Origin of the sequence: Hungatella hominis (assembly GCF_014288005.1) — a bacterium.
GTDB lineage: Bacteria > Bacillota > Clostridia > Lachnospirales > Lachnospiraceae > Hungatella > Hungatella effluvii.
Genome location: NZ_JACOPB010000004.1, coordinates 306,886 through 327,115 on the forward strand (window position 1 = coordinate 306,886; position 20,230 = coordinate 327,115).

21 protein-coding genes are annotated in these 20,230 nt (G+C 47.2%); 3 read left to right on the forward strand and 18 right to left on the reverse strand.

The features are described from left to right. Positions 1-314: 314 nt before the first annotated feature. The 3 genes from H8S75_RS11905 to H8S75_RS11915 form a co-directional block, all read right to left on the reverse strand. Positions 315-2,477, reverse strand: a complete 2,163-nt coding sequence (locus H8S75_RS11905) for an exosporium glycoprotein BclB-related protein (RefSeq protein WP_187021780.1) — start codon at positions 2,475-2,477, stop codon at positions 315-317. A gap of 135 nt (positions 2,478-2,612) precedes the next feature. Next, the gene (locus tag H8S75_RS11910) at positions 2,613-2,948 is read right to left on the reverse strand and encodes a cyclic-di-AMP receptor (RefSeq protein WP_002600650.1); all 336 of its coding nucleotides are present in this window, start codon (positions 2,946-2,948) and stop codon (positions 2,613-2,615) included. Between the two features lie 107 nt (positions 2,949-3,055). Beyond that, positions 3,056-3,622: an NUDIX hydrolase gene (locus H8S75_RS11915; protein ID WP_187021782.1), complete on the reverse strand. Its 567-nt coding sequence runs from the start codon at positions 3,620-3,622 to the stop codon at positions 3,056-3,058. Positions 3,623-3,722: 100 nt separating this feature from the next. Between H8S75_RS11915 and H8S75_RS11920 the strand changes: the two genes are divergently transcribed. After that, positions 3,723-4,301, forward strand: coding sequence for a ferritin-like domain-containing protein (locus tag H8S75_RS11920; protein WP_187021784.1), 579 nt, complete (start codon positions 3,723-3,725; stop codon positions 4,299-4,301). On the opposite strand, the gene H8S75_RS11925 is transcribed toward H8S75_RS11920, so the two are convergent. The 6 genes from H8S75_RS11925 to H8S75_RS11950 form a co-directional block, all read right to left on the reverse strand. Then, positions 4,294-4,857: an HD domain-containing protein gene (locus tag H8S75_RS11925; RefSeq protein ID WP_055657437.1), complete on the reverse strand. Its 564-nt coding sequence runs from the start codon at positions 4,855-4,857 to the stop codon at positions 4,294-4,296. The genes H8S75_RS11920 and H8S75_RS11925 overlap by 8 nt on opposite strands. Positions 4,858-4,860: 3 nt before the next feature. Continuing rightward, entirely contained in the window at positions 4,861-6,783 is a 1,923-nt protein-coding gene (locus tag H8S75_RS11930; protein ID WP_187021801.1) for an endonuclease MutS2, read from the reverse strand. Positions 6,784-7,262: 479 nt separating this feature from the next. Then, a complete protein-coding gene (locus H8S75_RS11935; protein WP_187021803.1) occupies positions 7,263-8,300 on the reverse strand; it encodes an NUDIX domain-containing protein in 1,038 nt (345 codons plus the stop codon). 4 nt (positions 8,301-8,304) lie between these two features. Beyond that, positions 8,305-9,330: a hypothetical protein gene (locus tag H8S75_RS11940; RefSeq protein WP_187021805.1), complete on the reverse strand. Its 1,026-nt coding sequence runs from the start codon at positions 9,328-9,330 to the stop codon at positions 8,305-8,307. Continuing rightward, a complete protein-coding gene (locus H8S75_RS11945) occupies positions 9,317-9,817 on the reverse strand; it encodes an RNA polymerase sigma factor (RefSeq protein WP_117623833.1) in 501 nt (166 codons plus the stop codon). Before H8S75_RS11945 ends, H8S75_RS11940 begins: the two co-directional genes overlap by 14 nt. A 75-nt stretch (positions 9,818-9,892) precedes the next feature. After that, positions 9,893-10,270 carry a ty transcription activator TEC1 gene (locus H8S75_RS11950; RefSeq protein WP_187021807.1) on the reverse strand — a complete coding sequence of 126 codons (378 nt, stop codon included), beginning with the start codon at positions 10,268-10,270 and terminating at the stop codon, positions 9,893-9,895. Between the two features lie 168 nt (positions 10,271-10,438). On the opposite strand from H8S75_RS11950, the gene H8S75_RS11955 reads away from it, so the two are divergent. Beyond that, positions 10,439-11,161: an AzlC family ABC transporter permease gene (locus H8S75_RS11955; RefSeq protein WP_187021809.1), complete on the forward strand. Its 723-nt coding sequence runs from the start codon at positions 10,439-10,441 to the stop codon at positions 11,159-11,161. Beyond that, complete coding sequence (locus H8S75_RS11960) at positions 11,154-11,459, forward strand: AzlD domain-containing protein (protein ID WP_187021811.1); 306 nt, start codon at positions 11,154-11,156, stop codon at positions 11,457-11,459. Before H8S75_RS11955 ends, H8S75_RS11960 begins: the two co-directional genes overlap by 8 nt. Before the next feature lie 114 nt (positions 11,460-11,573). Here H8S75_RS11960 and H8S75_RS11965 read toward each other — a convergent pair whose 3' ends face one another. The 9 genes from H8S75_RS11965 to H8S75_RS12005 form a co-directional block, all read right to left on the reverse strand. Beyond that, positions 11,574-11,948 carry a hypothetical protein gene (locus tag H8S75_RS11965; RefSeq protein ID WP_243270246.1) on the reverse strand — a complete coding sequence of 125 codons (375 nt, stop codon included), beginning with the start codon at positions 11,946-11,948 and terminating at the stop codon, positions 11,574-11,576. Between the two features lie 223 nt (positions 11,949-12,171). Then, a complete protein-coding gene (locus tag H8S75_RS11970) occupies positions 12,172-12,726 on the reverse strand; it encodes a dihydrofolate reductase family protein (protein WP_187021815.1) in 555 nt (184 codons plus the stop codon). A 143-nt stretch (positions 12,727-12,869) separates the two neighbouring features. After that, complete coding sequence (locus H8S75_RS11975; protein WP_187021817.1) at positions 12,870-14,222, reverse strand: glycoside hydrolase family 140 protein; 1,353 nt, start codon at positions 14,220-14,222, stop codon at positions 12,870-12,872. Between the two features lies 1 nt (position 14,223). Next, the gene (locus H8S75_RS11980) at positions 14,224-15,717 is read right to left on the reverse strand and encodes an ABC transporter substrate-binding protein (protein WP_187021827.1); all 1,494 of its coding nucleotides are present in this window, start codon (positions 15,715-15,717) and stop codon (positions 14,224-14,226) included. Between the two features lie 35 nt (positions 15,718-15,752). Then, positions 15,753-16,574: a carbohydrate ABC transporter permease gene (locus H8S75_RS11985; protein ID WP_187021829.1), complete on the reverse strand. Its 822-nt coding sequence runs from the start codon at positions 16,572-16,574 to the stop codon at positions 15,753-15,755. Between the two features lie 15 nt (positions 16,575-16,589). Then, positions 16,590-17,504, reverse strand: a complete 915-nt coding sequence (locus H8S75_RS11990) for a carbohydrate ABC transporter permease (RefSeq protein WP_187021831.1) — start codon at positions 17,502-17,504, stop codon at positions 16,590-16,592. Between the two features lie 16 nt (positions 17,505-17,520). Next, positions 17,521-18,216, reverse strand: coding sequence for an RpiB/LacA/LacB family sugar-phosphate isomerase (locus H8S75_RS11995; RefSeq protein ID WP_187021833.1), 696 nt, complete (start codon positions 18,214-18,216; stop codon positions 17,521-17,523). Next, entirely contained in the window at positions 18,194-19,198 is a 1,005-nt protein-coding gene (locus tag H8S75_RS12000) for a transketolase family protein (RefSeq protein WP_187021835.1), read from the reverse strand. The genes H8S75_RS11995 and H8S75_RS12000 overlap by 23 nt, the downstream gene beginning before the upstream one ends. 15 nt (positions 19,199-19,213) lie before the next feature. After that, on the reverse strand, positions 19,214-20,002 hold the full coding sequence (locus H8S75_RS12005; protein ID WP_187021837.1) for a transketolase: 789 nt from the start codon (positions 20,000-20,002) through the stop codon (positions 19,214-19,216). Between the last annotated feature and the right edge of the window lie 228 nt (positions 20,003-20,230).

The following is a 20,230-nucleotide window of genomic DNA, read 5'->3' on the forward strand; positions in this document are numbered from 1 at the left end:
GTCACAAAGGCATATTACCACATTGAAGTCATTTGCAATCTGCTGAAATATATCTGAATAATTCATTGCTCTGCGGCACGTCATTCTAAATATAAAATGAAATGCCTGAAAAAACCGCCACCTATGCCCTTTTGATTTGATGCTGTCATACTGAAAAATGGAATTGTACATGCAGCAGAAATGATTTTCAGCATACTCCTGTTTTTCATCACACCTATACAAAAAACACCGGCAGTTCAACAAAATATGAACTGCCAGTGTTTTCTTCACCCATTAATACAAGGAGACATTTATTCCTTTGCTTCTATTTTTCTTTATGATATAGCCACACCAGCACTTGCATAACCTACAACACTGTTTACAAGATTAAGGCCCGTAGCCGTAGTTGAAAATACAAGTAAGAGACGTGTATTCATTGTCACCGGGATTGAAAGCCCTGTCGTCGACCCACTGGAGATATCACCAATGGAAATGAGACCGCTGAGAGCTGGAGCCAACGTAACAACTGCCCCTGCAATCGGTGAGAAAATGTTATTCGGTGTCGTAGATTGATAAAGCTGTGCCCGGATTGTAATTGTCGAACCTACTAAAGACAATGCCACAGTACTGCTGAAAAATGCGGACATAGAAGTGATCACACCATCACGCGGTACTGAAAATGCAAAGTTTGTAAGTGTTCCGGACGCATTTGTTAAATCGATTGTTGTTCCCAACACACCAACACTTGGTGCGCTGTCTCCAAAACCAATTAATGATGGAATACCAGCTAATCCGCCGAGAATTGTTGTCATTGTAATTGGTAATCCAGATGAATACGGAATAATTGCACTGCTTCCGGCTATACCCGCTGCACCGGTTGCTCCTGTTGCTCCCGTAGCGCCTGTGGCCCCTGTTGCTCCCGTTGCACCCGTGGCTCCCGTGGCTCCTGTTGCTCCGGCTGCTCCGGCTGCTCCTGTCGCTCCAGTGGCTCCTGTTGCTCCGGCTGCTCCTGTCGCTCCAGTGGCTCCTGTTGCTCCGGCCGCTCCGGCTGCTCCTGTCGCTCCTGTTGGACCTGTTGCTCCTGTTGCTCCGGCCGCTCCGGCTGCTCCTGTTGCTCCCGTGGCTCCTGTTGGGCCTGTGGCTCCATTCGCTCCCGTTGCTCCGTTAGCGCCTGTCGGACCTGTTGGACCTGTTGGACCTGTAGCTCCCGTGGCTCCTGCCGCTCCTGCTGCGCCAGTCGCTCCCGTTGCTCCGGTTGCGCCTGCGGCTCCGGCCGCTCCTGTAGCTCCGGTGGCTCCTGTGGCTCCTGCCACTCCGTTGGCTCCGGTTGGACCTGTGGCTCCGGTTGGACCTGTCGGACCTGTTGGGCCTGTCGGGCCTGTGGCTCCCATCGGACCTGCGCTTCCGGTTGCACCTGTGGCGCCAGTGGCTCCGGCTGCTCCAGCCGCTCCAGTGGCACCTGCCACACCATTTGCTCCGGTAGCACCAGTGGCACCTGTAGCTCCGGTGGCTCCAGCCGCTCCTGCTGCTCCAGTAGCGCCTGTTGCTCCAGTTGCTCCCGTTGCTCCAGCGGCTCCGGCGGCTCCTGTTGGGCCTGTCGGACCTGCGGCTCCATTCGCTCCCGTTGCTCCGGTAGCTCCTGTCGCACCTGCAACACCATTAGCTCCCGTTGGTCCGGTCGGGCCAATCGGGCCTGCAGCTCCGGTAGCGCCAGTGGCACCCGTCGCACCTGCGGCTCCATTCGCTCCCGTTGCTCCAGTTGCACCCGTCGCACCTGCGGCTCCGTTTGCTCCCGTTGCTCCAGTCGCTCCTGTAGCACCTGCCGGGCCATTCGCTCCCGTTGCGCCAGTCGGGCCGATTGGGCCTGCGACTCCAGTCGCGCCAGTCGCGCCGGTCGCACCTGTTGCTCCTGTTCTGCCTGCTGCCCCTGTCGCTCCTGTCGGACCCATTGGGCCGGTTGCTCCTGTTGGACCTGTCGGACCTGTAGCTCCTCTCGGACCTGCAGCTCCTGCTGCACCGGTAGCACCTGTTGCTCCAGGAAGTCCCTGAAGTCCGGTTACACCTTGCGGTCCCTGAGGACCTGTCACACCGGCAGGCCCCTGCGGACCTGTAACGCCCTGAAAACCTCTTGGTCCCTGCGGCCCCTGCGGCCCTGTTGCCCCACGAGGCCCCTGCGGACCTGTCGCGCCCTGAGGCCCTCTCGGCCCAGGACAGCCCTGCGGCCCCTGCGGACCCGGAAGACCTGGAAGTCCCTGCGGTCCTCTCGGTCCCTGAGGCCCTGGACAGCAGTGGCACATGTTATTACTGCAGTTATTACCGCAATTACTACCACAAGTACCTCCACAGCTACGATTTGATACATTCGGACAGCCTGGACGGTCTGCATACGGCGACTGCTGTGAAACAGACTGGTACTCCTGTTGTCCATCAGATATATGGTTATCGAAATTGGGGATTCCAAACGGGCCCCCCGCCTTCGGATAATATTTACAACTCATAAAAAACCTCCTGAATTCTCTTTCCATTATTATTCTATGTCCAACAGGAAAAAAGAGTTCTAGGGGTTCTGTTCACTTCCATTTATAAAGGCAAAAATAAAAGGGATCACAGCTTCCTGCAATCCCTCTTTCCGCTTAAATCTTTTCGAACCGTTCCACGTCCGTTACAAATATCGTTGCTCCGCCAAGCTCAACTGTCATTGGCATCATCATATATCCTGCTGAAATAGATGCAATATTCGGTGCCGGAACATTACAGGTTATCTTCTGTCTCTTTCCACAGGTATCCTTAATTAAATTAATTACTTCCTCAACCTTGTCATCATTCGTACCAATCATCAGAGTAGAGTTGCCTTTCTTCAAGAACCCACCGGTAGTAGCCAATTTCGTTACGCTGAAGCTGTTTTCATTCAGTACATCTGTCACACGGTTTCCATCATCGGAACTGACAATTGCATAAACTATCTTCATATCAATCACCTCGTTGTCTTTCTTGGCAAATATATAAGCTGGTTCTATTATAAAGCATAATCAGGAAAAATAAAACAGCAAATCACAAAATAGTTATCAATTTTCTGTTAATATTCATAACTCTTCATCTTTTCTGCAAGTTTTCGATAAACCCAGGTCTGCATCCACGGCTCCTTTGATGCGTTGATTCCATCCTTCGTCAAAAACCAGCGCACATCACTGTTTTCATCCTCTTTTTCATGCAGATTTGCTTCTTCATCCGCCTCCAGCAGATAGGTGATGTTCAAATGAAGGTGAGACGATACATAGCTTCCATTTTTTATATGGCCGGACACAGTCAGTATCTCAATGGAAAAGATATCTTCGGTGACAGGGCTCACAGAGCGAAGCCCGCTCTCCTCCATCGCCTCTTTTTGAGCCACCAGAAGCAGGTTCTTCTCTCCATCCGCATGACCGCCCAGCCATGCCCACGAATCGTAAATATTATGATACGCCATCAAAATTTTACTGCGCTCACGGTTTGTCACCCATGCCGAGGCCGTCATATGGACGTCTTTGCTCTCTCTCGTATATACCAGATCCCCTCGCTCCAAAAACTTCAGAATCTGTTCCCGGTCTTTTTCTTCCTGTTCATTATATGGTATATAGTCCATTAACACTTCCTTCAAATTCATCTCTTTTTCCCTCCTGCCGCCACTTTTTTAACTTTCCAGTCATAACTCGTCTTTTTTTGCTTATATATTGAATAAGAACCTTATTTAACGAGGATATTTCATGGATATAGCAACATTTCATTACTCAGATCATACTCCGTATCCACCCGTAAAGGTGGACGGCAAAAATCCCCAGTATGCGGCCGCGATTCTTTCCAATATCGGTGCCTGTAACTCCGAGATGACCGCGGTCAGCCTTTACTTTTATAACAGCCTGGTCACCAGGGAGTACTATCACGACGTAGCCGAATGTTTCCACCGGATCAGCATTGTGGAAATGCGGCACCTCGATATCTTCGGTGAACTGGCTTTAAAGCTGGGAACTGACCCGCGGTTATGGAGCTATAACAAAGGGCGCATGTATTATTGGTGTCCCGGATGCAACCAGTATCCGACGCAGATTCATGCACTGCTCAATAACGCACTCGAAGGAGAGATCGAAGCTATCCGCAAATACCATGCTCAATCTGAATGGATTGAAGATGGACATATTCGATCAATTTTAAACCGCATCATCGCGGATGAAGAGCTTCACGTCAAGATATTCCGTTCTCTCTTATCCGAGCTTTCCATGCCGGAACCGGAACCGCAATCGGAGCCGGCCGAATCACCGGAGCCCACTACGCAGGTTCCTACATAATGTGTTTCTTCGTCTCCTGATCCAATCTGTCACGCAGTACGGCCATCAGCCCGTCTTCACGAAAATAGGCTGCGCCGTACTGCAGATTAAATTCATAATCAAAATCGGAGGGATTCATTCCCTGATTATGCTGCAAAATAGTTTCCGCCTTATCCAGAGCCTTCACCAGATGGGCCTCAGGAGACCTGTTCTCGTTATATTCCTTCCAGATCGCCATAAAATTCTCACGATCCTTATCCGGAAGAAATGAAAACAGCCGTTCCACAGACCGCTGCTCCTCCGCATGCTTTTGCTGTTCATCTGGCAGCAGAGCGGCCGATATATCACCGTCATACAGCTCCCCCAGATCATGGATCAGGCACATGATAAGTACCCTCTTTCCATCCAGTTCCGGATATTCGCCCAGCATCAGAGCGGCAAAGAGAGCCAGCCTCCAGCTGTGTTCAGCCGTGCTCTCCTGTCTCCCTGCAGATCCCCACGCCGTGCGCAGTACATTCTTTAAAAGCTCTGTCTCCTTTATAAAAGCCAGATACCGGTCAAGCCGTTCTTCCTCCATCATTCATTCATCCTCCCTCCTGATTTCTACACCCTCCTGGTGTTTCCTCTCCATCTGATGCCGATTCTTCCGATTTTCCACTGTGTCAAATATAATCGAGAAATCGTAATCTTCCGGATAGAGCTCTTCTGCTGCGACTAAAAGCTTTATCCGTTTGTGATTGATCCATATCTTCCTGTCCTGCAGCTGCACCTGGAGGACACCCTTCTCATTCACCGTTCTGCATACAATTCCCGTCTTTTTATCCGGCAGAACTAAAACACTGTCGCCAACTGTAAACTTCACAGCCAGTTCCTTCTGAATTCCCTTTTCTTCCTTCTGTTTTCGAATACGGGGGCCTTCCGGAAGAATGACATGCTTTTTCTTTTTGCCTCCGCTCTCCGCCTGAAGCCACTCTGGTTTCAAGTTGCCGTATGCAGCCTGTTCCGCTCTTAAAAGCATGGCGTCCGGCATACCTAATTTTTTAGCAATAAACAGGGCGCAGCTCTCTCCCGCTTCTCCCTGTACAAGCCGGTAAAGCGGCTGCAGGGTCTCCCGGTCAAAGGCCATTCTCGCATTCTCAACACCATCGGCCGCTTCCGCATACCCCTTCACCTCCGGATAGTGGGTAGTAACCAGGAACAGACATCCGCACTGCCTCAGACTCTCCAATATGGCAATGGCAATCCCCATTCCCTCCACCGGATCCGTACCGGACCCAAGTTCGTCCAGAAGTACCAGACTCTCCGGTCCTGCTTTTTTCAAAATATCCAGCACATTTGTAATGTGAGCGGAAAATGTGGACAGATTCTCAGATATATTCTGTCCGTCTCCAATATCGCACAGCACCTGATTATTCATACAGAGACTGGCTTCTTCACATGGCACGTGAAGTCCGCACTGCGCCATGATACAGAACAGTCCCACCGTCTTCATCGTCACAGTCTTCCCGCCTGTATTGGGCCCTGTAATGACGACACCATTTCCCCTGTCTCCGAGTTCGAAGCTCAAGGGCACTGCGTGTTCCCGGCTCATCAGCGGATGTCTGCCGTTCCTGATTCGAATGTACCGTTCCATGTTGATCTGCGGTTCTTTCGCCTCCATGGCAGCGCTTAACTTTCCTTTGGCGAATATATAGTCCAGCTTCTCAATCAGTCTCTTGTCGGCTTCGAAAACCTCCCGGTTTTCCGCCACCATTACCGTCAATTCATAGAGAATTCGTCTCGTTTCATTCTCTTCTTCCATCTTCAGCAGCTCCAGCTCTGAATTCATAGAGGCAACCGCTTCCGGTTCGATAAAAAGAGTGGCCCCTGTAGCGGACTTATCAATCACGCTTCCCGGCACCGATGACCGGTATTCCTTCTTTACAGGCAGACACATCTTGCCATTACGGTTCGTCACGTAATGATCAGCAAAACAGCTCTTCCTGCTCTTTAAGATAGAATCCGCTTTGGCCCGGACCTTTTCCTCCATACGGATCATGTCCTGCCGCAGACTTCTGAGAAGGCGGCTGGCTCCGTCCTCAACCCGTCCCCCTCTGACAGCTTCCGCGAGCTGCTCCCTCAAGTGCTCCAGGGGATCCAGTTCCTCATCATAGCAGGCCAGACTCGTGTTTAAATATCTGCACCGGTTCAAAAAGTCCTTCAGGCGTTTTACCGCCGTCAGCGTCATACCGACCGATTCCAGCTGTTCGGCTGACAGACAGCCGTCCTGTCCGACTATAATCAGGATGTCATCCACATCACCCATGGATGCAATCGGCGGCATTCCTGCACTTTCAATAATCAGTCTCGCCTCTGTCGTATCTTTCTGACTCTTCCTTACATCGCCCTCGTACAGATACGGTTCCAGGCTGCGTATTCTCTCTTTTGCTGACTTTGTACATGCCAGTTCTTCCAGTTGTCTTAATATATGGTCAAATTCTAATGTATGAAATGTGTTGTTCATTGTTCTTTCTCCTGTTTTATTGTTCCTTTACCAGTAGCAGCCAGGCGTCATCAGAAGAGGAATAGACAGCAGCTTTTCTTATTACGAATAAAGAGTCCGGCTCGCCGGACTCTCGCGCCGGAGCGCGGTTGCCTCAGCAACCATACTTCCTTAGCGCGGAGTGCGCATCCTGCCCGGAGGGCTTTTTGTGTAACAGGAGCACTTTCCTGTTACACAAAAAACTGCAGGATCATAGGGCTGGCTATGTTCCTGCAGATAACGATTCATCCTTTTCGTGTATATCACTGCCATTCACATCCCTATGGTCCAAACAGGTACACAAAATAGAAAGAAGATTCTGCCTTACAAAATCAATCTTCTCTTAAGCTGTTCCTGTTCCCGCTATTCTCTTTCTATGCGCCATATTCAGATGCAATTAACAAACACACACTTCCAATCATTTTTATTTATCGCTACTATATCATGTCAATCTTCAAATGTCAACGGAATTTCCTTCCACCTTCTGTCCACCACGTTTTCAGCATCTGGAGTTCTTTCACATTCAGGCAATTTTTCAGGGTATGATTCTCGATTCGGGAAAGGCACTCGTCATAGTCTATCCACATGACAGATTCTACCTCTTCCTTCTGAAGCTTCAGCCGATCTGCTTCTATCGGCCTTGTGTATACATAGACTCTGCATATTTCATGGTTATGAAATGGTTTCCCGTAAAATTCTGCAATATCCGTCTCATCATGAAGCCCTACAAAGGTTAGTTCCTCTGGCCGGACAGTGATTCCCAGTTCCTCCTCCAGTTCTCTGACAGCTGACTCCAGATAATCGTCCCCGGCCGGAATATGTCCTGCCGATGAAATATCGTAACACCCCGGAAACGCATCCTTCTCCTCGCTCCGCTTCTGAAGCAGCAGATCGAATCCACTCTTGTCATTAGACCTCACGATCCACACATGGGACGTTCCATGGAGATCTCCATAGCGGTGCATCAGAAATCTGGCCCTGGCACGTCCGGTTACACTCCCATCCGCATCCCGTTCATCCAATAGTTCCAGAGAACTGCCATCCAGTACTGCCTGAGTCAGCCGCTCCCCTTTATAACAAAGCTTCAACGAAAAGAAAGGCTGGTTATTCTGCAGCAATTCAAAGAAGATCAGGTCGCCTTCCCACAGACTCAGTTCCCGAATCTGATCCTTTTTTACCCATTCGAGCTGTCCTTCCCGGCAATCACCGATCGTCCCCTCATAGCGGTCAGCTGTATACAGGCACATATACTCTTCCGGCCAACGGTCAGAAACGAACGTGACAAGGCCGCGGAAACACCACCTTAAGAGTGTGAGTCCGGTCTCTTCCTTCACCTCCCGAAGCAGACACTCCTCCGGACTCTCTCCCTTCTCAAAGTGGCCGCCTACGCCCAGCCACTTATCTCGGTTCATATCCCCTTCTTTTTTCACCCGGTGCAGCATCAGATAGCTGTCTTCCGTTTCGATATAACAAAGTGTTGTAAAATTTGTATGCGGCATGAATTTACTTCCTCTTCCCCAAAATTGATAAACGTACATCATCCACCATGACAGAAGTATAGTCTATGGTATTCAAATAATCCAGTATCTCCTGCTTCTTTCCGGAAATACAGTAGTTCTTCGTGGTCAGTACCGCCTGCTCCCTGGTCTGATCCAGCAATACCTTCACTGGTTCCACCGTCGTAGGATATACGTAATACCGTCCTTTGCTTCCCATACGGAGGCCCAAAGCATTCAACAGCTGCGGCTGTGAAAGCAGATATTCCAGATTCCCCAGATACTCCTGCTTTAACTCTTCATCTGTCATTCCCACCCGGTCGCGTTCATCCTCTCCCATAATGCTCTTTCTGATCGTAAGACCACCGCGTACCTTTCCTTCTTCATTATATATTTCCACCCAGTTTACCTGGATCGGGGCGTCAATCACTTCAGATACCGGTTTCGCGGTCCTGGTACTGAGTGATAAATGAATCACACTGGAATCCGGAAGTTCTTCCATCTCTTCCTTAAGTGCAGCTTTATCCTCTTCGCTCATCAGTCCGTAGCCATAACGGTTCGCGGTAACCGCCGTAAGATTCTGAGGATCTTCAACTGCAATTCTGCCCCAGTTTACATTCATCTTAACATTGGGAGGAAGTCCCACATATATGGGACTGCTGGTGTCCAAAACACTCATTTCAATTACGTAACGGCCAAATCCACGATCCTTCAGGCTGGAATCGTATACCGTTACATATGGCTGGGCAGTTTCATAATAAACCCTCATATATTTCGTAAATTCATTCTCGTAGGCCGCCTCAGCCGATGTAAACAGGGGGCGTGGATTAAAACTGCAGAGTTTCATCACAGGATTAATGATCAGAAGCAGCACCGCCGCCGCAATCGCCACTGCGAAGAGCGTGCGAAGGCTGATCTTTGTAATCCTTCTGTTAATCTGACGCTCAATCTGCCTCTCCAGGCCTGTGTCCTCCATAATATTCCATTCCGGCAGATCACTCAAGCCTTCTGCCAGTTCATCAAAATCCTTCATGATCTTTCACCTCCAACAACCTCATGACCTGTTTCTTTGCACGGGACCGGATCTGCCGTACATTCTCTTTTGTGATTCCCATGGATCTTCCGATCTCCTCATCGCTTAAATGAAAATAGACCGAATCCAGCAGCACTTCCTTATAGTGAACCGGGAGCGTGGTTATCGCTTCCAGTAAAAGACGCTTCTCCTCATCCTGAATCAGATCCTCCAGAATGTGATCCTCCTGCCTGATAAGCGATAAATCAAAGCTTCCTTCATCCACCAGACGGTTACGCCTCTTCCACAGGTTGAAATACTCATTCTTCAGTACCTTGGTAAGCCAGTAACGCAGACTTCCGCCTCCCTCATAAGACAACAGCGCTTTCAAAAATGTGGACTGCACCAGGTCTTCCGCATCAGACCGGTTACCGGAAAGAGACAGCGCATAGACGTAAAGCGGCCTGTAAAACTGCCTGTATACAGTTGTAAACTCGTCCTGTTCCATGCCCATCCCCTCCTTCTGACTATAAAACAATCCAGCCAGAGATTTGTGACACTTTGGGTGAAAAAAAAATAAATATTAATTGGTGATTGCCGTATCCTCGCTCATTCCTGCTTTTGTCTCCGGTATTCTGCCCGCAGCCCCCATGACTTCCAGAGAAACCACGCAGTTTGTTTCCTTTCCGTTATACAGTACCGGAATCTGGCAGATTCCTTCCTGCTCCCAGTTACAGCTGCTCAAATCAAAGGTAAATTTCGATAAATCATATTCCTCTTCGGAAAAATAATTCTCAGCCCTGATATCCGGCTCCTTTCCAACCTCTGTTTCTGCATAAAACGTGGTTTTCGTCCCCTGGTCAAACAGCGGATCATTCTTTCCGGTCAGATTTCCGTACAATGCTGCCAGAATAATTACCAGCACAATCGCGCTGAACAGTGATATATGAATTTTCTTCATAGATTTCCTCCTTGCTTCTCAAACAGTCCGAAATCGGCATATTTCTCCGCCGGCCGGAAGGTCAATGTTTTCATTATAAACATTTGCTTTACTGATGTAAAGTTTCGTGGTATATTTTGTAGGAACTATTTTGATAACAAAAGAATATAAGAATTGAAGGTTTTAAAAATGAATACGAATGCGATTCAATGGAGAAATGGGTTAAAAGACGGAATCCCTATCTGTCTCGGATACTTTGCAGTATCCTTTACCTTTGGCATTATGGCTTCCGGCGCCGGTCTTTCACCCTGGCAGGCAGTCATCATGTCCTTTACAAATCTGACATCGGCGGGGCAATTTGCGGCGCTGGGAATCATTGCGGCGAAGGCGCCATTTATGGAAATGGCAGTGGCGCAATTTATCATAAATCTGCGATACTGCCTTATGTCCTGCTCTCTTTCCCAGAAGCTGGACGAAAAGACGCCATTTTTTCACCGCTTCCTGATCGGATATGGTGTTACCGATGAAATTTTCGGAGTTTCTGTGTGCAGGCCTGGAAGGCTGATCCCATTTTTCAGCTACGGCCTGATTGCCGTCGCAGTACCGGGCTGGACTCTGGGTACTCTTCTCGGTGCGGTTTCCGGAGATTTCCTGCCTCCTCGTATTTTGAGTGCACTAAATGTAGCCCTGTATGGCATGTTTCTTGCAGTTATTATCCCTCCCGCTAAGGGAAACCGGATTTTATCAGGGGTTATCGTGGTATCCATGGTCTGCAGCCTGATCTTTGCGGCAACACCGATATTAAATACCATTTCATCGGGATTTAAAATTATTATTCTGACACTGCTGATTGCAGGGGCGGCCGCATATTTATTCCCGGTAAAAGAGACAGGGGAGGAACAGCATGAATAACCGTATTTATTTATACATACTCGTCATGGCGGGAGTCACTTATCTGATCCGGGTTCTCCCCCTGACCTTGATAAGAAAAGAAATTAAAAACACTTATATCCGTTCATTTTTATATTACGTGCCGTATGTGACGCTGTCTGTCATGACGTTTCCGGCAATCTTAACCGCCACGGCAAGTGTCTGGTCGGCTGTGATTGCCCTCATGATTGCTATTTTCCTGGCTTACAGAGGAAAAAGCCTTTTTGTCGTCTCACTGGCTGCATGTGCGGCTGTATTTCTGACTGAATTATTCCTGTAGGGATCGTTGGGGCAGAGATCGTTTTCATATCAAACAGTCTCATGATTTCAAACAGAAAAGCAAGTTGGTTTCTGATTGAAACCATGAGGCTGTTTTTATCATTCTGCTATTTTATTATGAATAGTCTTTAAGATCAACCATTCCATTTAATATAATTTCTTTCATAAATTCCTGCAACTGATATTCATGATCAAAAGTGACTTTCCTCTCTTCCGCCATTCTTTCCCTGTCCTCTGAACAGCCATTAAATTTCCAGGAACCTTCCGGAAAAAGTATCAGATACGGCTTCCCGGACACTGGATCAATCCCTTTTTGTATTTTGTGTATGGAGAAAACATACTCTCCTCTTTTCTCCAAAGAGACCTTCATATAACTGATTTCACTCATATTCAAACACCAGGCGGGCTCTTTTAAATAAGCGTATTCTTCTTCCAGGAAAACAGGATGGCTCCTGTCTTCTGAGGCCAAAAATTCAAATATCAGTTCCATCGTCCCGCTGGGTATCCGCGCTTTCGAAGACAGAAGAAATAACTGGCGAAACGTAACCGATGCGCTGGTCAGAAATGTGTCATCCACACATTGATTCTGACAAATAGAATGAATTTCCTTCCGTATGGATGGGTTTCTCAAAAGGGAGGCGATGGGGATATTCTTTCGTTCCAGAATTGGACGTTCCTGCATAATAGTGCTCCTCTCCTCGTTTACACGAAAGTTATCTTGGTTCGTAAATAAGATCCGTTATGCCGTTATATAATTGGGTTTTGATGCATTTTAATTTAATTTCCCTGTCTGCAGGCGCCCCCACCGGACTCGCTGTCCGCGGAAATAAAGGAAGGCCGGAGCCTAAAATAGTTGGTATGACGGAGATATGGTATCGGTCAATCCTGTTTTCCCTTATCAGGGGCTGAATTATGTTCGCCCCGCCGCAAATCCAGATACCTTTTCCATCTTCCTGTTTCAGTGCGGTTACCAGACTGCAGACATCTTCCTTCGTAAACTTTATTTCTTCCGTTGAAACCATGGCCCGGTGGGTCACAACATGAGTTGTCAGCCCACGGTATATCCATTCATCGGGTGACAGCTCAGTTGCCACCTGGTGATACGTGTCCCAGCCCATGACGACTGTATCAATGTCTTTGATGAACTCATGATAGCTTTCCATATCGTCGTAATCCGGTTCCTGACCGGCCAGCCAGTCTACGCTGCCGTTTTTATCCGCAATATAGCCGTCTAAGCTCATGGCGATAAATAGGGTTACTTTTCGCATAGGGTACCTCCGTGGGTGGATGCTTTTGATGTCTTGTTTAATAATATAGTATACTAAATTATATATTTTATCAAATACTTTACTCAATACAATTGTTAATACATCGAAAAGCGGAGACCCTTCGGCCTCCGCTCTCCCAAACATTATTCTTTACATGCAACAATAAGATAATCATGATTATAACGCAATTGTCCGAAAGAGGTGATTCCGTCCTGCACAGAGAATGCAGGAGTTAATGCCCAGCGTTTTTCCAGATCCACTCCGCAGACACGATAACCACTTAAATCGGCATTGACACTCATTGGCCATGAAAACGGCATATAGATAACAAGTTTGCTTTGATCATCATTTGCTGCACATACAATCTCCTCACAGGGATTGTTGTGTATCAGATCAGAAGCTGGCTTCAAATCGTAAAATCCGATCGTATCTGCGGCCAGTTTTGCAAACCCCATGTCGTAGGCTCCCGGCAGGCGTAAGTCATCCCGCCAGTCATTTACCAACCCCAAATCTCCTCTTTCACTGCAAAAATTCTGATTCTGTCTCCATAGCCACACACCGCCAGCACCATAGGTAAATCCTGCGTTTGCCCCGCTCAACACTCCCTGCCAGAAAGCTCTCCGTATCCATCTCTCATCAAACCGGCCCTGTGACCGGTCGAAGTATATATTTGCTTCATAACTGGTCTCACTGTTGTATACGGGACGTGAGACCGGATAGGAACGGATATCCTGTGCCAGTGTACGATTTAGCTGTGGCTCCGAGTATACATGACCCGGCTGATACATATAAAAATCCAGTTCCGGAGCCTCTATCAGCCGCGCAGGCAGTACTACTTTAGGAGCAATATGCAGCGTTGTAAGACAGTCCGGCGCCAGACTCTTTGTGATCTGCAACGCTTTGTGATAAAACGCCACAGTCTCAGGGTTGGCCCCCCTCTGATCCTGAACAGTATCATAATGAACCACGTCCTCGGATAGATTTACATCACCGCTTACCAGAAATACAGGATTGTATTCCCGCAGTTTCGGGATCACGTACTGTAAGAAATGCTCCATCTCAGCTATCGTCATAGGCTGATAATATGGTTTTTCCTCCACGTTTGTGCGACCTGCGTCCCTTATCCCCTGCCAGGTACCCGGAACAAAATTCCCCCATAGAAGTACAATCATGGGCTGCATCTCTCGTGCTGCCATCTCATCTAGATACTGGCATACATGGTCAAAATACTCTGTCCGGATGCAGGAATAGTCAAAACGGCCTTCACCCGTAACTGTAAATGGATGAATCCATTGACGTGGTGTGCAGGAATGGCGCTGCGGCAGCAGATTCATCTGTACCGCATTAAAATTCTGCTCCCTGCGAAAATCAAGATATTCACGCCATTCTTCCAAATCCGGATGGGTAAACGCACTCCAGTTTGTATCTGCCATCAGAAACAGCGGCTTACCCTCCTTCATAAAATAATGTTTATCCGGTGATATTGTAAGTTTCATATTAATCCTCTCCCCAATTATTCGCTTCGCTCCAGCCTTCCTTTTTCACGTAATTATCTTTTGCTTTTACAAGATCCTCCTGAAGAACCTGAGTATACTCCTCCAGACTCATCTCGTCCTGTAAATACAACTGGCCATACATAACAGAATCATCAAAGAACTGCTTATCAAAATAAGTCTCATACAATTTTAAAGGCGATACGTCATTTTTAAACTGCAGGGCCTGCAGCATAGGATTATCACTGTTGACTTCTACATTTTTTATCGGAGTAACGCCCCACAGCTCATTTACGTAAAGGCTGGAATCCTCCTGGCCTGTCTTGAATTTCAGGAAATCCATGGCCGCCAGCAGCTGATCCCCTGTGGTTGTGGTCGGTATACAGATATTTCCCTGGGGTGCCCCTCCAATTTCATATGCAATCCCGGAAGAATCCGGATGGCTCTCTGTCCCAAGGGTCGGAAATTCAGTTATTCCAATCTCAAAAGACAAATCAGGATTACTGGCCATGATTTTTGCATAAGATCCGACTGAAAAGGTCATGGCAATCTCTCCCCGCATGAACTGTTCCAAAGCCTCATTATTATCCATAGCGGTGTAGCCTGGATACCAATACTGCGAAAATTCTTTAATAAGCGGATAAATATCCTTCCACGGCTTCTTTGTAATATCAATGACTCCCTGGTCTACACCGCGGGCAATTTCATTGACTTCGATCAGTCCGGTTCCGTTAATATCCAGATCCTCGATAAACCGGGTGGCCAGCGGATCCATCATGAGACGTTCGAACCAGTGATAACCACCACCTTCTGAAACCTTCATACCGACTACCATTGGAGTGATGCCTGCTCCCTGCAGCACCTTACACGTTTCCAATAACTCAGCAAATGTGGACGGCATCGTATCAATTCCTGCTTTCGCCATCAGATCCTTATTGTAAAACAGCTTGCAAAGAACCCCATTGGTTGGTACACTGGCGTATTTCCCGTTGGTAGGATCCATCACCTGCGCCATTACCGACTCCTGAAATGTGCTCATCCAGTTTAAATTGCTGTTGTAAGGGTTGGTTTCCTGATTCAGATAATCGGTCAGATCAATCACAGAACCATCGCGCAGATACTGCTGCCCCCAGGTATGGCGAACCAGGAACAGATCCGGAGCGGTGCCTCCCATCAACTGTGTCTGCAGCCACGTCTGATACTGGTCGCTGGCAATGTATTCGTATTCAACCGTGATATTGGGCTGGTATTTTTTATATAGCTCCAGCGATTTTTTTAAGTATTCCTGTCCTTCCGCACTGTTATGTTCCCAGGTTGCCCACTTAAGTGTAATGGGCTTATCCGGATGCCAGTTTCCATCCGCCTGGCCTGTATTTACCGCCTCCTGTGTCGATTCTGGTGACGCCTGGCTGCTTTCCGTCTTTTCTCCGCATCCGGTTAAGGCGGTCAGTGTAAGTGCTGCCAATGTCATTGCTAAAAGTTTCTTCCCCATTTTCATTATAATTTATCCTCCTTAAAATAATAAACGTTTTATCATGCTTTCACTGCCCCTGCGGTCAGCCCTTCCACAAACGGTTTTGTTGCAACTGTAAAGATGAGAAGCAGCGGGATCGATGCAATTACGTATGCTGCAAAACTGACACCCGGCATCTGATAGGTACTGGCTATCACCTTTGATACCTGCAAAATTACCGGACGTACATTCTCGGCATTGGCTGATACCAGCGGCCATATGTAGTTATTCCAGCTGGAAATCAACGTTGTAATACATACAGTAGCCATAATTGGTTTGCTGAGCGGCAATGCTATGTAATAGAAAATTTTAAAATCACTTGCACCCTCAATCGTAGCCATTTCAAACAGGCTCTGCGGCAGGGATTCCATATGAGTAGTGATCAGAAATGTAGATAATATTGCAAAGGCCGACGATGGCGGCAGTATCTGCACTGCATAAGTGTTTAATAAATGCATTTTCTGTGAAATAATAAACTGAGGGATCAATATAAGGAAATATGGCACCATCATCATCATCATCATAACCATGAATAATAAGTTTTTCCCCTTAAACTGGAATCGCGCAAAGGCATAGCCAGCCAACGCAGAAATAATCAGCGTAAGAATTACGTTACCTGCTGTTACAATCAATGAGTTTATAATGCTTTTGTATATTTGTCCAAAAGCAATGGTATAATGTTCAAAATGCAGCGGCAGACTGAAAAAATAGAGATTCTGATAAATCTGTATATTCGTTTTCAGGGAAGATACCACCATCACAAATAAAGGATAAATAGTAAGAAAAAGTATAAAAATCAGTGTACCATGCACAAGCAAGCGATTTATGTGTCTTTTTTTCATGTAACTTTCTCCCCCCTATTGACTGTCAACGCCCTTAATATACTTCATATTAAAGGCGGTAACACCTAATGTAAACAAAAACAGTACCGTTCCCATGGCACACGCATATCCCATGTTATAATATGAAAATGTCTCATTATACATATGTAATGCCGGCACCATGGTGGAATCCCCCGGTCCTCCATTTGTCATGATAAGGACGTGTTCAAATGCCTGGAATGTCGATATGATTGTAGTTATTATCAGATAGCGGAACTGTCCTGTCAGCAGTGGAATATCAATGTAAAAGAGCCTGCTTACCGGACCAATGCCATCAATTCTGGTCGCCTCATAAATGCTCGTATCAATACTTTGCAGCCCTGCCAGAAAGATCAGGAACTGAATTCCTGCGACCCATGGAAACTGGTAGAAGATCAGAGCCCCCAAAGCTGTCGCCTGCTCCCCCAGCCAGGAGTGCATAAGATTTTCAAGCCCCAGTGTCGATAGTATACCGTTAAGAAGCCCATTGTAATCGTAAATCCAGCGCCATAACAGAATCATCACCACGCCAGGTACCACCATGGGAATGATGAGCAGATATTTATATAAGTTGCTGGAAAACTGACGTTTCACACTCATTACCAGTTCTGCTACCAGAAGCGGAACAGTTACTACTTTAAGTACAGACGTTACCAATAATATAAAAAGATTCACCAGCGATTTTCCAAACGTTGCATCGGTAAGCAGCGCTATATAGTTCTGAATTCCGATAAACACCGATATCCGTCCGCCGTCCCATTCAAAAAATGACCGATAGATCGCATAAACCGAGGAATACAGTTTGAAAACTCCAAGAAGAATAAAGAGTGGCAAAATATACAGGTATGGTTGCATCTTTCGTATAACTCCAGTCGTTCCCATCCTTCTCCGCCCTGTTTTTTTTGTATCCATATCCGTCTCCTCCCTGTCAGTTTTTAGAGCCGTCGTGTCCGCCTGTGCCTGACAAAGCAGGATCATCTGGTTTTTCTGCAATTATTTCTTTTACATATGCGGTCAGGCTTCCCGGCTTTGCATATTTTTGAAAACAACTGCAAAACCACGCCCCTTCCAGTGCAGTTCTCACCATTTCCGGATCCAATGCCTTCAAAATATCCACAGGTTCCTTACACAATACATCTTTTACCTGATTAAAAACTGTACCGTTTTTACGCTGAATGTCCCGCATTTCCACGGGGTAGCCGCCCCCGCCCTCACAGGAAAACAGCTTATCAAAAATATCCTCCAATTTTAGTTCCGCAGCCCATCCAAAGTCCTTGGCAAAAGGCAGTGCAACCGCGTTTCCATTATTAATCTGTGTAAACAGATATGCATCTGAAGTGTCTGTAATATAACCACAGTTTACACCTGGATAACTGTTTAAAGACATACAGGCTCCCTGACCAGAACCGCATCCTGTTATTACAAAATCGACCGTCCCTGTATTAAGAAGTACGAATGCCTGGATGCCCAGGTGGATATAGTTTAGCACCGGCTGATCATTATCTGTCCTCATCCCCGTATTGAACCACTCCACATGATATTTTGCAGCACTCTTTTCCAGTGCTCGTAAAATCAATGCATTTTTACTTGCCTGGCTGAATTCATTCATCAATGCCACTCTCATAACTGTCCTCCCTGTCCCGACCGCCTGTTACTCCATATAATTTTTCTACGGCCTCTTTTATTGATTTTTTATCTAAACCATACATAGCTCTGTTGCAGCCGATTGGATTTCCCTGAGGATAACAGTCCGGTATCCCAATACATTTTAACCGGATTCCCAGCCCCAACTCTGCCGCAGCCTGTCCGACCGCGCTTCCCAGGCCACCATAAACATTGTGCTCCTCCGCGGTTATAAAAACAGAATGCTTTTCCGATAACCGCTTTAATAGCTCATAGTCCATCGGTTTAATGGTCGCCATATCCACCACCGTAATAACAGGACCTCCCTGCTGCAGAAGTTCTTTTCCTGCTGCCAGCGCCTCTGACACTGCCTCACCAATAGCGATAACTGCAATATCCCTTCCTTCCGTCAATACCTTACCTTTTCCAATCACAGCCTCATAGCTTTCATCATATAAATTCGGAAGCGGATTCCTGTCCAGCCGGACATAAGCCGGTCCCTTGATACCAGAAAGCAATTCTATAAATTTGGCGGCAGAAACTGCATCTGCCGGAGCAATCATGACACTTTCCGGCATGGCCCGAATCACCCCGATATCTTCCAGGGAAAAATGCGTTGATCCTGCCTGCCCTCCGCTCATGCCGCAATGCGTCCCTATAATCTTTACATTTGCCTGGTTATAGAATACATCCGTACGGATTTGTTCACAGGCCCTCAGACTGGAAAAGACAGAAAACGTATGAACAAATGGCTTAAATCCTTCATGCGCCAGCCCTGCTGCAATGGATACCATGTTTTGCTCAGCAATACCGACATTTATAAATCTATCCGGAAAGCGTTTCTCGATTCTTTTAAGTTTACAGGATTCTGCCAGATCCGCAGTTATTACAACAATCTGTTCATCTGTCTCCATTAACTGTTCCAACTTTCCTGCCGATGCTCCCAACTGCGAAAGCGCGGATACTTTTTCTTTCACCTGCATAGTCTGCTTCACCTCCTAAAATGCAAACATTTCATTGAGAGCCTCACTGGTTCCTGATATGTAATGACTGGCTCCCGTTCCCTCAATTTCCCTTTTCAGCCCATGGCCTTTTATCGTATGAGCGATAACCGCATAAGGCCCATTCCTTTCTTCCCGGAGGCGTAAAAACAACTGATTCATCTCATCTGCATCATGTCCGTTAGTTTCCTCTACCTTGAATCCAAAACTGCTCCATTTGCTGTCAAACGGTTCCATCTGAACCATCTTCTCCAACGGACCATCACATCCGATTCCATTTTGGTCAATAATAACAACCAATCGTTTTAATTTCTTCTGGAAGGCATACATGGCGGCCTCCCACACACTGCCCTCACAGCATTCACTGTCACCCAGAATACAGTATGTGAAATATTCCTGCCCCTTCATCTGTCCAGCTAAAGCCATACCCACTGCAAGGGAAAGGCCATGCCCCAGTGAACCGGTACACATTTCCACTCCTGGAACCAGATGTGCGTCCGGATGGTTCATGAGACGGCTTCCCGCCGCTCCGAAGCTGGCAAGCTCTTCAAATGGAATAAATCCGCTGGCCGCCAAAGCCGCGTAGAGAGCAATTCCAGAATGCCCCTTTGATAAAATCAGCCGGTCCCTCCCCTCCCACTCCGGATTTGAAGAATCATACTTCATAACTGTACCATACAGGCTTGCAAGAATATCTGAGACAGAAAGACTTCCCCCCGCGTGCCCACCTCCTGAAGAACACACGGCCAATTTTATTCCGTTCTTTATTTGCTGTGTTACTTCCATAATCACTCCTCCGTTTTTTGTTCCATGATCCTATTCAATTCGCCTCGGCGAATTGGTGCGAGCGCCCGTCATGCCTGCATGACATAATACCTTTGGGCGCTCTGCACATCCGCCGGAGACTTCAACATTTCCGCTTCTGAATGTTGACATTTCGTCGAACATATTGGCAGTTGTTCTCTCGCCCTAACTGAATTAAACCATACTTGACCATTTAAAGTCAACCACTTT

Excerpts from the sequence above, each read along its gene's own strand:
- H8S75_RS11995 (WP_187021833.1), bottom strand. The coding sequence starts at position 18,216 with ATGAGAGTGGCATTGATGAATGAATTCAGCCAGGCAAGTAAAAATGCA.
- H8S75_RS11915 (WP_187021782.1), bottom strand. The coding sequence starts at position 3,622 with ATGAATTTGAAGGAAGTGTTAATGGACTATATACCATATAATGAACAG.
- H8S75_RS11940 (WP_187021805.1), bottom strand. The coding sequence starts at position 9,330 with ATGAAGGATTTTGATGAACTGGCAGAAGGCTTGAGTGATCTGCCGGAA.
- H8S75_RS11965 (WP_243270246.1), bottom strand. The coding sequence starts at position 11,948 with ATGGAACTGATATTTGAATTTTTGGCCTCAGAAGACAGGAGCCATCCT.
- H8S75_RS11975 (WP_187021817.1), bottom strand. The coding sequence starts at position 14,222 with ATGAAACTTACAATATCACCGGATAAACATTATTTTATGAAGGAGGGT.
- H8S75_RS11950 (WP_187021807.1), bottom strand. The coding sequence starts at position 10,270 with ATGAAGAAAATTCATATATCACTGTTCAGCGCGATTGTGCTGGTAATT.
- H8S75_RS11935 (WP_187021803.1), bottom strand. The coding sequence starts at position 8,300 with ATGCCGCATACAAATTTTACAACACTTTGTTATATCGAAACGGAAGAC.
- H8S75_RS11990 (WP_187021831.1), bottom strand. The coding sequence starts at position 17,504 with ATGGATACAAAAAAAACAGGGCGGAGAAGGATGGGAACGACTGGAGTT.
- H8S75_RS11930 (WP_187021801.1), bottom strand. The coding sequence starts at position 6,783 with ATGAACAACACATTTCATACATTAGAATTTGACCATATATTAAGACAA.
- H8S75_RS12000 (WP_187021835.1), bottom strand. The coding sequence starts at position 19,198 with ATGCAGGTGAAAGAAAAAGTATCCGCGCTTTCGCAGTTGGGAGCATCG.
- H8S75_RS11945 (WP_117623833.1), bottom strand. The coding sequence starts at position 9,817 with ATGGAACAGGACGAGTTTACAACTGTATACAGGCAGTTTTACAGGCCG.
- H8S75_RS11905 (WP_187021780.1), bottom strand. The coding sequence starts at position 2,477 with ATGAGTTGTAAATATTATCCGAAGGCGGGGGGCCCGTTTGGAATCCCC.
- H8S75_RS12005 (WP_187021837.1), bottom strand. The coding sequence starts at position 20,002 with ATGGAAGTAACACAGCAAATAAAGAACGGAATAAAATTGGCCGTGTGT.
- H8S75_RS11960 (WP_187021811.1), top strand. The coding sequence starts at position 11,154 with ATGAATAACCGTATTTATTTATACATACTCGTCATGGCGGGAGTCACT.
- H8S75_RS11980 (WP_187021827.1), bottom strand. The coding sequence starts at position 15,717 with ATGAAAATGGGGAAGAAACTTTTAGCAATGACATTGGCAGCACTTACA.
- H8S75_RS11955 (WP_187021809.1), top strand. The coding sequence starts at position 10,439 with ATGAATACGAATGCGATTCAATGGAGAAATGGGTTAAAAGACGGAATC.
- H8S75_RS11920 (WP_187021784.1), top strand. The coding sequence starts at position 3,723 with ATGGATATAGCAACATTTCATTACTCAGATCATACTCCGTATCCACCC.
- H8S75_RS11925 (WP_055657437.1), bottom strand. The coding sequence starts at position 4,857 with ATGGAGGAAGAACGGCTTGACCGGTATCTGGCTTTTATAAAGGAGACA.
- H8S75_RS11910 (WP_002600650.1), bottom strand. The coding sequence starts at position 2,948 with ATGAAGATAGTTTATGCAATTGTCAGTTCCGATGATGGAAACCGTGTG.
- H8S75_RS11985 (WP_187021829.1), bottom strand. The coding sequence starts at position 16,574 with ATGAAAAAAAGACACATAAATCGCTTGCTTGTGCATGGTACACTGATT.
- H8S75_RS11970 (WP_187021815.1), bottom strand. The coding sequence starts at position 12,726 with ATGCGAAAAGTAACCCTATTTATCGCCATGAGCTTAGACGGCTATATT.